Consider the following 15,609-nt stretch of genomic DNA (forward strand, 5'->3'; position numbering starts at 1 on the left):
AGCTTCGAGCTTCGAGCTTCGAGCTTCGAGCTTCGAGCTTCGAGCTTCGAGCTTCGAGCTTCGAGCTTCGAGCTTCGGCAGGAGTATCAAAATCCCCCGAACCCAAAGCAAGGCTGTCGTGGCTCGGATCTCGTCGCTCGGGCCTCGTGACTCGTGGCCATTACCATTAACTAAGCTTGCCGCAGCACTGCTTGAATTTCTTCCCGGAACCGCAGGGGCAAGGATCGTTGCGTCCGACCTTGGGCCCTTCACGGCGTGCCGGACGGCCATCGCTACCAGGTGCCGGTTCCGACGATGCCTGCTCCTCGCCCTCGGCATCGTCACGACGATTGGCGGACGCCGCCTGCTCTCGCTCGAGAGATTCGCGACGCTGACGCTCCAGCTCTTCCACTTCCTCGGGACGACGCACCTTGACGTGGCTGAGAATGCGCGTGACATCGGCCTTGATGTTGGTGAGCAACAGCTGGAAAAGCTCGAAGGACTCGCGCTTGTATTCCTGCTTGGGATTCTTCTGTGCATAACCGCGCAGATGGATGCCCCGACGCAGGTGGTCCATGGACTGCAGGTGCTCCTTCCAGCGAGTATCCAGCACCTGCAGCATGACCTGCTTCTCGAAACGCCGCATCAATTCGGGGCCGGCGACCTCGACCTTCTCTGCGTAGGCTTCGCGGTGCATGGTCTGGAGACGTTCGCGCAATTGCTCTTCATGGAAGCGTTCGTCGTTCTCGGACCACTCCACCACTGGCGCATCGAGGTTGAACTCGCTCTTGAGATGCGCCTCGAGGCCCGCCAGGTCCCACTGCTCCGGCAGGCTCTGGGGCGGCACGAAACTGCTGACAGCCTCGTTCAGCACTTCTTCGCGGATACCCAGCACGTTCTCGGAGACGTCCTCGGCCCCGAGAATGTCATTGCGCTGCTCATAGATCACGCGACGCTGATCGTTGGCCACGTCGTCATATTCGAGCAGTTGTTTGCGGATATCGAAGTTGCGCCCCTCGACCTTTTTCTGAGCCCGCTCGACGGCATTGGATACCATCTTGTGTTCGATGGCCTCGCCCTTTTCCAGCCCCATCGCCTGCATCAATCGTTGCACGCGATCGGAACCGAACAGACGCATCAGGTTGTCTTCCAGGGACAGGAAGAAACGGGTCGAGCCCGGGTCGCCCTGACGACCGGAGCGGCCGCGCAGCTGATTGTCGATGCGTCGCGATTCATGTCGCTCGGAACCGATCACATGCAGGCCCCCGGCGGCCAGCACCGCCTCGTGGCGCGCCTGCCACTCACGCTTGAGGCGCTCGATCTGCACCTCGTCGGGCGACTCCAGCTTGGCGGCCTCGGCCTCCCAGTTGCCGCCCAGCACGATGTCGGTACCACGACCGGCCATGTTGGTGGCGATCGTGATCGCTCCCGGGCGACCGGCCTGAGCGATGATCTCGGCCTCGCTCTGGTGCTGCTTGGCATTGAGCACGTTGAAATCGAGCTGGGCCTTGCGCATCAGCTCGGCCAGATATTCGGAGGTCTCGATGGAGGCGGTACCCACCAGGACCGGCCGACCGTTCTCGGTCTGTTCCTTGACGTCCTCGATGATGGCGTCGAACTTTTCCTCGGCGCTCAGATAGACCAGATCGTTCTCGTCCTTGCGGATCAACGGACGATTGGTCGGGATCACCACCACATCGAGTCCATAGATCTGGCGGAATTCGAAGGCCTCGGTGTCGGCAGTACCGGTCATCCCGGACAGCTTGTCGTAGAGGCGGAAATAATTCTGGAAGGTCGTCGAGGCCAGCGTCTGGCTCTCGCGTTGAACGGTCACGCCTTCCTTGGCCTCTACGGCCTGGTGCAACCCTTCCGACCAGCGACGTCCCGGCATGCTGCGCCCGGTGTGCTCGTCGACGATCACCACCTGGCCTTCGTTGACGATGTAATCGACGTCGCGATGGTACAGGTGGCGGGCACGCAGGGCCGAATGCATATGCTGGAGCAGATTGAGGTTCTGGGCCGCGTAGAGCGAGTCCTCGGCACCGAGCAGGCCCTCGGTTCGCATCAATTCCTCGACCCGGTGGTGTCCGCCCTCGGTGAGTTCTACCTGCTTCTGCTTCTCGTCCAGCGTGAAATCACCGCTTTCCGGATCCTCTTCGTCGCTGCACGGGGTCAGGCCAGTGGCCAGTCGATCGACGACCCGATAGAGCTCGGTGTTCTCGTCCACGGCCCCGGAGATGATCAAGGGGGTCCGCGCCTCGTCGATCAGGATCGAGTCCACCTCGTCGACGATGGCGAAGTGCAGATCGCGCTGGACCTTGTCTTCCAGCGAGAAGGCCATGTTGTCGCGCAGGTAGTCGAAACCGAACTCGTTGTTGGTCCCGTAGGTGATGTCGCAGCCGTAAGCGCGACGCTTTTCCTCCGGGCTCTGGCCGGCATAGATGGTCCCCACCGTCAGGCCGAGACATTCATACAGGGGACGCATCCAGTCCGCATCCCGGCATGCCAGATAGTCGTTCACCGTCACCACGTGCACGCCCCTGGCGGGCAGCGCATTGAGATAGACCGCCAGGGTCGCCACCAGGGTCTTGCCTTCGCCGGTCTTCATCTCGGCGATGCGACCATTGTGCAGGGTGATGCCGCCAACCATCTGCACATCGAAATGACGCATGCCCATGACACGTTTGCTGGCCTCGCGAACCGTGGCGAAGGCCTCGGGCAGCAGGGCATCCAGTGTCTCGCCGTTGTTCAGGCGTTCGCGAAACACTCCGGTCCGCGACTTGAGGGTCTCGTCATCGAGGCCCTCGTACTCCGTCTCCAGCGCATTGACACGCGTCACCATACGGTTCATGCGCTTGACTTCGCGGTCGTTCTTGGAACCGACGACCTTGCGTAGCAGGTTGTTGATCATGAAGAGTCCTGTCACTACATATGGCATCCGGCCGGCACGCTGGCTCAGCCGCTTCGTCGCTCATCTCGATACGATGGATGGCGGGCCACGGCGGGTCAGGACATCATGGGCAGCGACGGCCTGCAGCGGCGCACGGCGGACCAGCGGGCGAGGCTGCCCGGCCGGACGATACGGCGCCACGCGAGTCGGCCAGTGGCGACGCGACCGGCGTTTCGCCTGGAGCTGTGAGCTGGCACGAATCAGGGCCGGTGCCAGGATGCACATCTGCACGACACGTTCGACGGGGCGCCACTCGGTCTGAGAGAGTCCCGCCGGCAACAGGCAGCTCACCAGCAATCCGGCCAGCCACCAACGCGCCGGCGCACCCCGAGGGCGTCGCGACGGCGCCGAAGGGGCGCGAATGTCCGCGGAGAGAGTGGCCATGCTGTCGAGAAACTCCCGTGCGTGCTAGGCTCTGGCTGTCGAACGGTCGCCGGCATCCGCATCCGGCACGACGACCAAGAATCACGTCAGGGGGATGACCCCGAGAATCAAGCTGATGAGTATAAAGGTTAAGCGGTTCCGAGCACAGCCCATGTCGAGGCTCCTCGAGGGGCAAGGCGAGCTGGGCTCATTGATGCGCACGGCACGGTTGATCGAGCGTGCCCAGGCGCACCTGCGCGCCCAGCTTCCCGCCGAGCTCGGCGAGCACCTTTACGTCGGCGGTTTCCGACAAGGTCGCCTGACCCTGATCACCGATCGCGCTACCTGGTTGACGAGACTCCGCTATGAGCAGCCGCGATTGCTGAAGCGCCTCCACGAACTTGCCGGCTTCGAGGCAGTAAGCGGCTTCGACCTCAAGGTCCGGCCGGTGCGCCCGCCGAAGGCACCGGTACGCCAGACACGCCACCTTCCCGCCCGTGCAGCCGACGAACTGTCCAGTTGCGCCGCCGACGTCGACGATCCGCGCCTGAAGCGTGCCCTGGAGCGCCTCGCCTCGCACGCGGAAAGCTGATCCCTGCGCCCATACGAAACCGCCGCCCTGCGAGGGCGGCGGTCAAGGACTGCACTGCAACGACGTACCCGGGGGGGGGGGCGGCGTCAGGCCATGGCGGGCGCCGCATAGGAGATCGGGGCCTTCTGGGCATCGTCCTCGAACGTGACGATTTCCCAGGCCTGGGGATTGGCAATCAGGGCGCGACACAACTGGTTGTTGAGCGCATGACCGGACTTCACGCCACGGAACTCGCCAATCAGGCTATGGCCCAGCTGGTAGAGATCACCGATGGCATCCAGCACCTTGTGCTTGACGAACTCGTCGTCATAGCGCAACCCACCCTCGTTCACGATCCGATAATCATCGACCACGATAGCGTTGTCGAGACTGCCGCCCAGCGCCAGATTGTTCGAACGCAGGTGCTCGAGGTCACGCATGAAACCGAAAGTACGGGCTCGGGACACTTCCTTGACGAAGGACGTCGTGGAGAAATCGACCGCGGCGGTCTGCTTCTGCTCCTCGAACACCGGGTGGTCGAAATCGATGGCGAAGGAAACCTTGAAGCCCTGATGGGGCAGGAAGATCGCTTCCTTGTCATCCTCGCGAACCACGACTTCACGCTTGATGCGGATGAACTGCTTCGGCGCGTCCTGTTCGGCGATACCCGCCGACTGGATGAGGAACACGAAGGGGCCGGCACTGCCATCCATGATCGGCACCTCGGGCGCGCTGACATCGACATAGGCATTGTCGATGCCCAGGCCAGCCAGGGCGGACATCAGGTGCTCGACGGTCGCCACCTTGACACCGTCCTGCGACAGGGCCGTGCACAGGGTCGTGTCGGTGACGTTCTCGGCACGGGCCGGAATCTGTACTTCAGGCTCCAGGTCGGTGCGCACGAAGACGATGCCAGTGTCGACGGGTGCAGGGCGCAAGGTCAGGTAGACCTTCTTGCCCGAATGCAGGCCGACGCCAGTGGCGCGAATGACATTCTTGAGCGTGCGTTGTCTAATCATGGGCGTTCGCCAGGCAGTCGTTGATTATCAAACACCGTTCACTATAACACCGAACGAACGTTTCAACAAAAATATCATCATCGACCACTGCCTATGCGAACAATGAACCGCGTCAATCGGCCTGGCGACGCAGGAAGGCCGGAATGTCCAGGTAGTCATCCAGCTCCTGGGACTTGCGCGTTTCCGACTGTGGCTGCGAACGCGGAGATTCCTGCGGTTCGGGCTTGGACGCGGCAGCAGAACGATTCTGATGGGCCCGGCTGGCAGCAGCCTGCTGGCGAACCGCGGCCGCATCGCTGCGACGTGTCGACTCACGGCTGGCCGACGGCGCCTGACGCTGGCCATCCAGGCCGGCCGCCACCACGGTGACGCGCAACTCGTCGCTCATTTCCATGTCGATGGACGTGCCGACGACGATGGTCGCATCCTGGGAAGCGAACTCCTGGACCGTGGCACCCACATCGTTGAACTCCCCGATGGAAAGGTCCGGACCGGCAGTGATGTTGACCAGGATCCCCCGGGCGCCGTGCAGGTCGATGTCCTCGAGCAAGGGGCTGCGAATGGCCTTCTCGGCAGCCTCTCGGGCACGGTTCTCGCCGGTGGCACCGCCCGTCCCCATCATCGCCATGCCCATCTCGGACATCACGGTACGCACGTCGGCAAAGTCGACGTTGATGATGCCGGGGCTGGTGATCAGCTCGGCGATGCCCTGAACGGCACCGAGCAGGACGTCATTGGCGGCACTGAAGGCGGTCAGCAGGGTCGCGCTCTTGCCCAACACCGACAGCAGTTTCTCGTTGGGGATGGTGATCAGCGAGTCGACATGCTCGGAAAGTTCCTTCATGCCCTCCTCGGCGGCCCGCATCCGCTTGGGCCCCTCGAAGGGGAAGGGGCGAGTCACCACCGCGACGGTGAGGATGCCGAGCTCCTTGGCAACCTGCGCCACCACGGGCGCACCACCGGTCCCGGTACCACCGCCCATGCCGGCGGTAATGAAGACCATGTCGGCACCGCCCAGCAACTCGGCGATGCGTTCGCGATCCTCCATGGCCGCCTGACGACCGACCTCGGGGCTGGCTCCCGCTCCCAGCCCCTTGGTGATCTCGCTGCCAAGCTGGAGAACGGTCTTTGCCGCCACGCTCTTCAGCGCCTGGGCATCGGTGTTGGCGCAGATGAATTCCACGCCCTCGATGCTGCTCTCGACCATGTGGTTGACGGCATTGCCACCGCCGCCACCGACACCGATCACCTTGATAACCGCACTGCTTGAAGGTGCGCTATCCACGAGTTCGAACATTAGCCCCGTCTCCTGGACCGCCTCGGGCGGCCCTGTCAGAAATTTCCTTTGAACCAGCTCTTGAGCCTTACCAGCGCCGGAGTCCCTTCCTCTGGTCCACGCCGGGAGACGTCACCGCGTCTCGGTTGCGCCGAGATGCCGCCATCGCGCTCCTGATGGCCGAGCCCCTGACGGGTCTCATTCAGAGCGTAATGTAGCAAACCGACCCCCGTCGAATAAATCGGATTACGCACCACATCGGCGAGCCCACGGACATTCTGCGGGCAAGCGATTCGTACCGGCATGTGGAAGATCTCTTCGGCCAGCTCGACGACGCCTTCCATGCGTGCCGTGCCGCCGGTCAGTACCACACCGGCCGCTACCAGGTCCTCATAGCCACTGCGCCGCAGTTCGTCACGTATGAGGGTGAAAAGTTCCTCGTAACGTGGTTCGACCACCTCGGCCAGCGACTGCCGCGACAGGTCTCGCGCCGCTCGATCACCGACGCTGGGGACCTTGATCATTTCGTCACTGGACGCCAGCTGCGTCAGCGCGCAGGCGTACTTGACCTTGATTTCCTCGGCATGCTGGGTCGGTGTGCGCAGCGCCATGGCGATGTCGTTGGTGACCTGGTCGCCGGCGATGGGAATCACCGCGGTGTGACGGATGGCCCCCTCGGTAAACACCGCGATATCGGTCGTGCCGCCACCGATATCCACCACGCACACACCGAGCTCTCGCTCATCCTCGGTGAGCACGGCATGGCTGGACGCCAGTTGCTCGAGGATGATGGCATCCACATCGAGCCCGCAACGACGCACGCACTTTTCGATGTTCTGCACCGCATTGAGTGCCGCGGTGACCAGATGCACTCGCGCCTCGAGACGCACGCCGGACATGCCCAGGGGTTCGCGAATGCCACCCTGGGTGTCGATGGCGAATTCCTGAGGCAACACATGCAGGACGCGCTGACCCTCGGAAATGGCCCGGGCACGGGCCGAATCGATGACGCGATCAATGTCGGTGGAGGCGACTTCACGCTCCTTGATCGCCACCACACCGTCGGAATTCATCGAGCTGATATGGCTCCCGGCGATTCCCACGTACACGGAATGAATATCGCAACCGGCCATGAGCTCGGCTTCTTCCACGGCACGCTGGATCGACTGCACCGTGGACTCGATATTGATCACCACCCCCTTCTTCATTCCTCGAGAGGGATGGGAGCCGATACCGGCAATTTCGATTCCGCCATCGTCAGTGGGCTGCCCCACGATCGCCACGACCTTGGATGTTCCGATATCCAGCCCGACTACCATATTGGACGCATTGGATGGACCTGCCATGAGCCGGGAATTCTCCTCGAGCCAGACCCGCTAGGGGAAATGCATGTTTGTCACGAAAAAATCTGGACTAATTATAGGAACAACTCGCGCCGTTCCACCAGCCCATAACCGAAAATTGGCCCTTCACGATACGGTTATTTTCGCATTAAAGGAATCCCCCCAGGTCACGCCGGGCGGACAATTCGCGAACTGGAGCCTTCAACCTTCCGCTTCGGAATCGCTTTCGACAGGCTCGGTTTCACCATGCCAGGCAACGGCGACACCATTGGGATAACGAAGATCGATGTAGCGGATGTGCGACGCCCATTCGCCCAGTTCTCGACGCCAGGCGGCCTCGAACCGTTCCAGACGCCCTGACCGATGATTTCGCCCCAGCATCACCCAGACATCATCATCCAGTTGAAAACGCCAGGCCCCTCTGGGCTCGAGTCGCAGCTGGCGTACATCGAGCCCCTGGTCGGCGAAACGCGACACCAGCCTATCATGATAGGCCAGCACCTCGGCGCCGCTGCCTTCGGGACCGGACAGGTCCGGCAGTCCCTCAGGCGGAGTCACCGGAGCGAAGGCAAAGGGTTCTCCCCGGGCATTCAGGAGTCGGTCATCATTCCAGCGTGCCACCGGCACCTGCTCCTCCAGCTCGAAGCGCAGGGCATTGGGCCACTCACGATGCAGGCTCACCTCACTCAACCAGCCGATCTCCCTGGCCCGGTCCCGCATGGCATCGATATCCACCGACAGCCAGGTCTGCCCCTGGACGAGTGGCGCCAACCGGTCCCGCAGATAGTCGGCGCTGACATGGTGCAGCTCGCCCCGGATCGACACGCGCTCGACGGGACGGTCCAGCCATAGCCACAGGGCGCGACTACCGGCTCCCAGCAAGAGCGCCAACAGCAGCAGACCGATGAGGGAGGAACGACGCACCATATCAGTCGTTCCGACCGGCGGTGGCAAGGATACGCAGCACCAGGGTGTCGAAGTCGACGCCGGCGTGGGCCGCCGCCTGGGGAACCAGGCTGTGATCCGTCATGCCCGGCACGGTATTGACCTCGAGCAACCAGAAACGTCCCCGGTCGTCGCGCATGACATCGACACGCCCCCAGCCTTGACAGCCGATGGCCTCGAAGGCCTCACGGCAAAGCTCGGCCAACGCCCGCTCTTCCGGCTCGGACAGCCCACATGGCACATGATAAAGCGTTTCATCGGACAGGTATTTGGCTTCGTAGTCATAGAAGCCGCCCGGCACTTCCACGCGAATCGCCGGCAGTGCCTCGTCGCCTAGCAGCGACACTGTATATTCCTCGCCACGAATGAAGCGTTCGGCCATGACGCGAGCATCGTAGCGAGCCGCATCCCGATAGGCCGCCGCCAGGGTCTCGGCACTATCGACAATGGTGATGCCCAGAGTCGAGCCCTCGTGTACCGGCTTGACGATCAGCGGCAGCCCGAGGCGTTCCACCACGGCATTCCAGTCGGCGTCGGCATCCAGCATCACGCATTCCGGGGTCGGCAGCCCCATGGCCTGCCAGACCAGCTTGGTACGCTGCTTGTCCATTCCCAGGGCGGATGCCAGCACACCGCTGCCGGTGTAGGGGATGCCCAGCAATTCCAGGGCCCCCTGCAGGGTCCCGTCCTCGCCACCCCGGCCATGCAGGGCGATGAACACACGATCCGGCGCCAGGGCCTCGAGGCCAGCCAGCCCCCCCTCGGCCGGGTCGAAGGCGATCGGTGCCACACCGCCGCGCTCGAGTGCCGCCAATACCGCCTCGCCGCTCTTCAGCGACACGTCCCGCTCGGCGGAATCCCCACCGTAAAGCACCACCACCCGTCCATGGTCGATCGTCATAGCTTCACCTCGTCAAGCACCAGCCGCGCATCGGACAGCCGCTGGGAGATACCTCCCACATCACCCGCTCCCTGTGTGATCAGGATATCACCGGGGCACAACACCTTGGCCAGCAGCTCCGGCAGCTCGCCCTTGTCCTGCACGAAGATCGGGTCGACCTCGCCACGCTGACGGATGGACCCCGCCAGGGTACGGCCATCGGCTCCCGGCAGCGGCGACTCGCCGGCACTGTAGACGTCCAGCAGCAGCAGCGTATCGACCCCCGCCAGCACGCGCACGAAATCCTCGAACAGGTCACGGGTGCGCGAATAACGATGCGGCTGATAGACCATGACCAGACGACGCTCGGGCCAGCCGTCGCGAACCGCCTTGATCACCATTTCCACTTCCCGGGGATGATGGCCATAGTCGTCCACCAGCATGATCTCGCCCTCGCCTCGTGGCGCGGCGAAATGACCATGTACCTGGAAGCGACGACCAACCCCGGCAAAGCTCGCCAGCCCCCGCAGGATGGCCGCATCATCCACTCCCGCGTCGCTGGCCACCGCGATGGCAGCCATGGCGTTCAAGGCATTGTGTTCGCCGGGCATGGCCAGTTGTACCGCGAGCGGGGCCAGGCCATCGGGACGACGCGCGGTGAAACGTGCCTCACCCCCATGCTGCACGAAATTCTCGAGCCGATAATCGGCATCTTCGCTGAATCCGTAGGTGACGAACTGGCGGTTGACCCGCTCGATCAGGCCGCGCACATTGGCGTCGTCGATGCACAGCACCGCCAGACCGTAGAATGGCAGGTTGTGCAGAAACTCGATGAAGGTGCCCTTGAGTCGCTCGAAGTCGCCACCGTAGGTCGCCATATGATCGGCATCGATGTTGGTGACGATGGCGACCATGGGCTGCAGGTGCAGGAAGGAGGCATCCGACTCATCGGCCTCGGCCACCAGGTAATCGCCCTCCCCCAGACGCGCATTGACGCCGGCACTGGTCAGTCGACCGCCGATCACGAAGGTCGGGTCGAGCCCACCTTCCCCGAGCAGGGTCGCCGTCAGGCTGGTCGTGGTCGTCTTGCCATGGGTGCCGGCCACGGCGATGCCATGGCGGAAACGCATCAACTCGGCGAGCATCTCGGCCCGGCGCACCACCGGTATCCGGTGCTCCTGCGCCCAGCGAATCTCGGGATTGGTCTCGTCGACGGCGGTCGAAACCACCACGACATCGGCGTCTCGAGCGTTTTCCTCGGCATGACCGATGGCCACGGCAATGCCGCATTCACGCAGGCGCATGACCACCGGCGAGAGCTTGAGATCACTGCCGCTGACCGCATACCCCTGGTTGGCCAGCACCTCGGCGATACCGCACATGCCGGCCCCTCCGATGCCGACGAAATGAATGCACCGGATACGGCGCATTCCCAACCCGCGCCCATGACGGGGCGGATGCGACTGACCGGGGACCGGCCCTAGACTGTCGTCACTCAAAACCTGTCTCCATGCAGCCGGCCGCCAGGCGTTCCATGGCATCGAGGCGTGCACAGCGCCGAGCCTGAGACGCCATGGCGGCCAATGTATCGGGATCCAGCAGCGTCGCCAGGCGCTCGGCCAACGCCGCTGCGGTCATTTCCTCCTGGGGCATCAGCGACGCCGCCCCCTCCTCCACCAGCGCCGCGGCGTTGGCGGTCTGATGGTCATCCACTGCGTGTGGATAGGGCACGAACAACGCCGGCTTCGCGGCCGCCGCGAGCTCCGCCACCGTCAGGGCACCGGCTCGGCACACGACCAGGTCGGCCCAATCGTAGGCCTCGGCCATGTCATCGATAAACGCCGGCACGCGCGCCTCGACGGCGTGTTCGTCATAGACTGCCCGGGTCGGCTCATCCTTGTCACGGCCCGCCTGGTGACAGATCTCGGGGCGGCGCTCCGCCGGGAGCGCCGCCAGCGCCTCGGGAAGCCGCTGATTCAGGGCCTGGGCCCCCAGCGACCCACCGATCACCAGCAGGCGCAGGGAACGCTCGCGCATCGTCGCCGCCTCGCGAGGATGCTCGCCGAGCTCGGCGATCTCGGTCCGCACCGGATTGCCGACCACCTCGCCGCGCCCCGGAAAGGCCTGGGGAAAGGCCGTGAAGGTGCGCCTGGCCAGCCGTGACAATACACGGTTGGTCAGGCCGGCCACGGCGTTCTGTTCGTGGATCACCAGGGGGCGACGGTCGAGCCAGGCCGCCAGCCCGCCCGGGCCGCTGGCAAACCCACCGAGGCCCACGACCAGTTGCGGATCGACATCATGCACCACCCGACGAGCCTGCCAGACCGCTCGCGCCAGTCGCCAGGGCGCGATCAGCCAGCCAATCACCCCCTTGCCGCGCAGGCCACTCACGGCGATGCGATGCAGGGGGATCCCGGCCTCCGGCACCAGGCGGTTCTCGATGCCTCTCGGGCTGCCCAACCACTGAACCTCGACGCCCCGTTCGGCCAGCGCACGAGCCAGCGACAGGGCCGGAATCACGTGCCCGCCGGTACCACCGGCCATGATCAATACGCGGCGTGTCTCGTCATCCTTCATGATCGGGCGTCTCCTGTCCTTGGCGCAGTGGGCTGCTCACGCCGCCTGGCCTGTCGTGTCTCGATGTCCGCCCGCAGCAGCATGCCGACCATGGCGGCACTGATCACCAGGCTCGAGCCACCGTAACTGAGCAACGGCAACGTCAGCCCCTTGGTGGGCAACATCCCGGTACTCACCGCAATGTTGATGAACGCCTGGGCGCCGATCACCAGGGCAATGCCGTAACAGAGATACGCCGCGAAGGGCCGCCTGGCCAGTTCGGCACGACGCCCCACCGCCATGGCACGCCATACCAGCAAGGCGAACAACCCGATCACGGCGATGGCGCCTACCATACCCAGTTCTTCGGCCAGCACGGCAAACACGAAGTCGGTATGCGCTTCGGGGAGATAGAACAGCTTCTGCACGCTGTTGCCGAGCCCGGTACCGAACCACTCCCCGCGCCCGAAGGCGATCAACGCCTGGGTCAGCTGATAGCCGCTGGCGAATTGATCGGCCCAGGGGTCGATGAAGCTGGTCAGTCGTGCCATCCGGTAGGGCTCGGCGACGGCCAGCACGGCGCCCAGCGCCGCCACCAGCCCCATCAACAGCAGGAAGCGCCCCCAGGGGGCTCCCGCCATCAGCAGCATGCCCATGACGCACCCCGTCATGACCACCACCGCGCCATAGTCCGGCTCGAAGATCAGCAACACCCCCATGACCGCCATCACCATCAGCGGCCTCAGGAAAGCCCCCCACTGGCGGCGCACCTGGGGCAGGAAGCGCTCGAGATAGCCCGCCAGATAGACGATCAGACACAGTTTGGCGATCTCCGAGGCCTGCAGATTCAGCGGAATGCCGGGAATCGATAGCCAGCGCCGACTGCCATTGACTTCGCGCCCCACCACCAGGACGAGAGCCAGCAGAGCCAGGCCGACGAGCAGCAACAAGGGGCCGTTGGCCTTCCACCAGGCCAGCGGGATGCGCAGGACCACCAGCGCGATCACCAGGGAGGTCAACACGAAGACCCCGTGGCGCACGCTGAAATACCAGGGGTTACCGGTAAGACTGGTGGCGACTTCCGTGGATGCGGAAGTGACCATGACCCAACCGATCAGCAACAGGGAGAGGGTGGCTACCAGCAACCAGCCATCACAGACGTGATCCCGGGTCGACAACTCTTCTCGCAAACGGGATAGACGATTCATGTGGCCTCCTTGCCAGAGCGTCGTTCGACGGCCTGCCGAAAGGCGTCGCCACGCGCCTGATAGTTCGGAAACTGGTCGAGACTGGCACAGGCCGGCGACAGCAGAACGCAATCGCCGGGCGAAGCGATGTCACCGGCCAGTTCCATGGCGGCCGTCAGGTCCTCGACCCGATGCAGGGGCAGGGCCTCCTCGAGAGCGGCTTCAAGCTTGTCCGCATCACGCCCGAAGAGAATCGCCTCGCGGCCATATCGTCGTAGAGGCGCCGCCAGTGGCGTGAAGTCGGCCCCTTTGCCGACGCCTCCCGCCAACAGGATCACGCGCCCCTGAAGGGTCGGCCCGATGCCGGCGATGGCGGCCAGGGTCGCCCCCACGTTGGTGCCCTTGGTGTCGTTGATCCAGCGCACACCATCGATATCGGCGATCCACTCACAGCGGTGCGGCAATCCGGCGAAACGTCCCAGTACCCGGGTCATGTCGGACATCGGCAACCCCAGGCGATGCCCCATGGCCAAGGCCGCCAGGGCATTGGCCTGATGGTGAAGTCCCTGAAGACGCAGGGAGTCGGCCGGCACCAGGGGCGTATCGCCATGCATCAGCCAGGCACGCCGTCCACTGGCATCGTCATGGGGCGCAATGCCCCATTCACCCGATTCGGGTATCCGGGAGGAAAAGCGATCGAGCGCCGGCAGCGAGCATGCCGGCCAGGTCTGCGGGTCCTCGGCATTGACCACGGCATGCTCGGCACCACGAAAGATACCGAGCTTGGCGGCACGATAGCCGGCCATGTCGCCATGGCGATCCAGATGATCCTCGGAAAGATTGAGAAAGGCGGCGGTCGCGGCACCGAGCCGAGGCGTCGTCTCGAGCTGGAAGCTCGACAGTTCCAGCACATAGAGTTCGGCATCGGGCGACTCGGCCAGCAGATCCAGGGCGGCGGTCCCCAGGTTGCCACCCACCGCCACGTGCCAGCCCGCCTCGGCCGCCATCTCGCCCAGCAGGGTGGTCACCGTGGACTTGGCATTGGCCCCGGTAACGGCGGCAATGGGCGCTCGACAGGCACGCGTGAACAAGGCCATTTCGCCCACCACCAGCGGGTCGCCGGAGTCGCCGACACGCCCTGCCAGCGCGGCCAGCTCGGGCAGATGAGGGTCCACGCCCGGACTGAGCACGACTTCATGCGCCTCGTGCATGTCGATACCGGCCAGCGAGCCGCAATGCACCTCGACCCCCGGATGCGCATCCCGAAAGGCATCTAGCCCCGGCGGCACCTCACGGGTATCGGCCACCATGAAGGGACGGCCCAGGCGCTCCAGGTGACGGCAGATGGCACGCCCCGAGATACCGAGCCCGACCACCAGCGTGACTCCCTTGGGCACCTTGACCATGAATGGCTCCTCGCGTGAACGGCTTGCAGCTCCGCACGGAGCCTCAACGAATCTTCAGTGTGGCCAGCCCCAGCAGCACCAGTACGACCGTGATGATCCAGAAACGCACGATGACCCGTGGTTCCGGCCATCCCTTGAGCTCGTAATGGTGATGCAGAGGCGCCATGCGGAAGATCCGCCGGCCGGTCAACTTGTAGGATCCGACCTGCAGGATCACCGACACGGTCTCCATGACGAAGATGCCACCCATGATGAACAGCACGATTTCCTGGCGCACGATGACGGCGACCACGCCAAGCGCCGCCCCCAGGGCCAGGGCGCCCACATCGCCCATGAAGACCTGGGCCGGATAGGTGTTGAACCACAGAAAGCCCAGCCCCGCGCCGGCAATGGTGGCACAGAATACCGCCAGTTCCCCGGCACCGGGAATCATCGGGATCTGAAGGTATTCGGCGAACACCACGTTACCGCTGGCATAGGCGAACACGGCCAGCCCCATGGCGACCAGCACGGTCGGCATGATGGCCAGGCCATCGAGCCCGTCGGTGAGGTTCACGGCATTGGAACTGCCGACGATCACCAGATAGCTGAGCAGGATGTAGAAGACGCCAAGGGACAGCACGAACTCCTTGAACAGCGGCACGATCAGGCTCGTTTCCACCGGCGATGCGGCGGTGACATAGAGAATGAGCGCCGCCGCCAGCCCGATCACCGACTGCCAGAAATACTTCCAGCGGGCCGGCAGGCCGCGCGGGTTCTTCTCCACGACCTTGCGGTAGTCGTCGACCCACCCGATGGCCCCGAAGCCCAGGGTGACCGCCAGCACGACCCAGACATAGTGATTGGCGAGATCCCCCCACAGCAGGGTACTGACGGCGATGGCCATGAGGATCATCGCCCCGCCCATGGTCGGCGTGCCGGCCTTGGACAGGTGCGACTGAGGGCCATCATCGCGCACGGCCTGGCCGATCTGGCGTTCCACCAGGCGTCGGATGACCACCGGCCCCAGCCAGAGACACAGGATCAGTGCCGTCAGGGTCCCCAGGATCATCCGCAGGGTCAGATAATTGAATACGTTGAAGGCGCTCTGGAATTGCGCCAGGAAGTCAGCCAGAAAAAGCAGCATGTAATGCG

The 15,609-nt window shown here is 64.1% G+C and carries 13 protein-coding genes; 1 reads left to right on the forward strand and 12 read right to left on the reverse strand.

Annotated features, from left to right (window positions below; translation table 11 throughout):
• Positions 1-166: 166 nt before the first annotated feature.
• Together secA and LU493_RS06840 are read right to left on the reverse strand one after the other, a co-directional pair.
• Entirely contained in the window at positions 167-2,890 is a 2,724-nt protein-coding gene (gene secA, locus LU493_RS06835) for a preprotein translocase subunit SecA (RefSeq protein ID WP_275287043.1), read from the reverse strand.
• 60 nt (positions 2,891-2,950) lie between these two features.
• Positions 2,951-3,313: a hypothetical protein gene (locus LU493_RS06840; RefSeq protein ID WP_275287044.1), complete on the reverse strand. Its 363-nt coding sequence runs from the start codon at positions 3,311-3,313 to the stop codon at positions 2,951-2,953.
• Between the two features lie 151 nt (positions 3,314-3,464).
• Here LU493_RS06840 and LU493_RS06845 point away from each other — a divergent pair, with 151 nt between their 5' ends.
• A complete protein-coding gene (locus LU493_RS06845; protein ID WP_275287045.1) occupies positions 3,465-3,884 on the forward strand; it encodes a DUF721 domain-containing protein in 420 nt (139 codons plus the stop codon).
• 86 nt (positions 3,885-3,970) lie between these two features.
• Here LU493_RS06845 and lpxC read toward each other — a convergent pair whose 3' ends face one another.
• The 10 genes from lpxC to mraY form a co-directional block, all read right to left on the reverse strand.
• Positions 3,971-4,882 carry a UDP-3-O-acyl-N-acetylglucosamine deacetylase gene (gene lpxC / locus LU493_RS06850; protein WP_275287046.1) on the reverse strand — a complete coding sequence of 304 codons (912 nt, stop codon included), beginning with the start codon at positions 4,880-4,882 and terminating at the stop codon, positions 3,971-3,973.
• Between the two features lie 112 nt (positions 4,883-4,994).
• Positions 4,995-6,179 carry a cell division protein FtsZ gene (ftsZ, locus tag LU493_RS06855; RefSeq protein ID WP_275287047.1) on the reverse strand — a complete coding sequence of 395 codons (1,185 nt, stop codon included), beginning with the start codon at positions 6,177-6,179 and terminating at the stop codon, positions 4,995-4,997.
• Between the two features lie 35 nt (positions 6,180-6,214).
• The gene (gene ftsA / locus LU493_RS06860) at positions 6,215-7,504 is read right to left on the reverse strand and encodes a cell division protein FtsA (protein WP_275287048.1); all 1,290 of its coding nucleotides are present in this window, start codon (positions 7,502-7,504) and stop codon (positions 6,215-6,217) included.
• Between the two features lie 198 nt (positions 7,505-7,702).
• Complete coding sequence (locus tag LU493_RS06865) at positions 7,703-8,428, reverse strand: cell division protein FtsQ/DivIB (RefSeq protein WP_275287049.1); 726 nt, start codon at positions 8,426-8,428, stop codon at positions 7,703-7,705.
• A gap of 1 nt (position 8,429) precedes the next feature.
• A complete protein-coding gene (locus LU493_RS06870; protein ID WP_275287050.1) occupies positions 8,430-9,347 on the reverse strand; it encodes a D-alanine--D-alanine ligase in 918 nt (305 codons plus the stop codon).
• Positions 9,344-10,756: a UDP-N-acetylmuramate--L-alanine ligase gene (murC, locus tag LU493_RS06875; RefSeq protein WP_275287051.1), complete on the reverse strand. Its 1,413-nt coding sequence runs from the start codon at positions 10,754-10,756 to the stop codon at positions 9,344-9,346. Before murC ends, LU493_RS06870 begins: the two co-directional genes overlap by 4 nt.
• A gap of 61 nt (positions 10,757-10,817) precedes the next feature.
• Complete coding sequence (gene murG / locus LU493_RS06880) at positions 10,818-11,903, reverse strand: undecaprenyldiphospho-muramoylpentapeptide beta-N-acetylglucosaminyltransferase (RefSeq protein WP_275287052.1); 1,086 nt, start codon at positions 11,901-11,903, stop codon at positions 10,818-10,820.
• Positions 11,900-13,090 (reverse strand): putative lipid II flippase FtsW, encoded by a 1,191-nt coding sequence (gene ftsW / locus LU493_RS06885; protein ID WP_275287053.1) that lies wholly within the window; start codon positions 13,088-13,090, stop codon positions 11,900-11,902. The genes murG and ftsW overlap by 4 nt, the downstream gene beginning before the upstream one ends.
• On the reverse strand, positions 13,087-14,475 hold the full coding sequence (gene murD, locus LU493_RS06890; protein ID WP_275287054.1) for a UDP-N-acetylmuramoyl-L-alanine--D-glutamate ligase: 1,389 nt from the start codon (positions 14,473-14,475) through the stop codon (positions 13,087-13,089). Before murD ends, ftsW begins: the two co-directional genes overlap by 4 nt.
• 43 nt (positions 14,476-14,518) lie before the next feature.
• On the reverse strand, positions 14,519-15,601 hold the full coding sequence (gene mraY, locus LU493_RS06895; RefSeq protein ID WP_275287055.1) for a phospho-N-acetylmuramoyl-pentapeptide-transferase: 1,083 nt from the start codon (positions 15,599-15,601) through the stop codon (positions 14,519-14,521).
• Positions 15,602-15,609: the final 8 nt, after the last annotated feature.

The organism is Halomonas elongata (assembly GCF_029081005.1).
Taxonomy (GTDB): Bacteria; Pseudomonadota; Gammaproteobacteria; order Pseudomonadales; family Halomonadaceae; genus Halomonas; species Halomonas elongata_B.

Excerpts from the sequence above, each read along its gene's own strand:
- ftsZ (WP_275287047.1), bottom strand. The coding sequence starts at position 6,179 with ATGTTCGAACTCGTGGATAGCGCACCTTCAAGCAGTGCGGTTATCAAG.
- LU493_RS06845 (WP_275287045.1), top strand. The coding sequence starts at position 3,465 with ATGTCGAGGCTCCTCGAGGGGCAAGGCGAGCTGGGCTCATTGATGCGC.
- murC (WP_275287051.1), bottom strand. The coding sequence starts at position 10,756 with ATGCGCCGTATCCGGTGCATTCATTTCGTCGGCATCGGAGGGGCCGGC.
- secA (WP_275287043.1), bottom strand. The coding sequence starts at position 2,890 with ATGATCAACAACCTGCTACGCAAGGTCGTCGGTTCCAAGAACGACCGC.
- LU493_RS06870 (WP_275287050.1), bottom strand. The coding sequence starts at position 9,347 with ATGACGATCGACCATGGACGGGTGGTGGTGCTTTACGGTGGGGATTCC.
- murG (WP_275287052.1), bottom strand. The coding sequence starts at position 11,903 with ATGAAGGATGACGAGACACGCCGCGTATTGATCATGGCCGGTGGTACC.
- LU493_RS06865 (WP_275287049.1), bottom strand. The coding sequence starts at position 8,428 with ATGGTGCGTCGTTCCTCCCTCATCGGTCTGCTGCTGTTGGCGCTCTTG.
- murD (WP_275287054.1), bottom strand. The coding sequence starts at position 14,475 with ATGGTCAAGGTGCCCAAGGGAGTCACGCTGGTGGTCGGGCTCGGTATC.
- mraY (WP_275287055.1), bottom strand. The coding sequence starts at position 15,601 with ATGCTGCTTTTTCTGGCTGACTTCCTGGCGCAATTCCAGAGCGCCTTC.
- lpxC (WP_275287046.1), bottom strand. The coding sequence starts at position 4,882 with ATGATTAGACAACGCACGCTCAAGAATGTCATTCGCGCCACTGGCGTC.
- ftsW (WP_275287053.1), bottom strand. The coding sequence starts at position 13,090 with ATGAATCGTCTATCCCGTTTGCGAGAAGAGTTGTCGACCCGGGATCAC.
- ftsA (WP_275287048.1), bottom strand. The coding sequence starts at position 7,504 with ATGGCAGGTCCATCCAATGCGTCCAATATGGTAGTCGGGCTGGATATC.
- LU493_RS06840 (WP_275287044.1), bottom strand. The coding sequence starts at position 3,313 with ATGGCCACTCTCTCCGCGGACATTCGCGCCCCTTCGGCGCCGTCGCGA.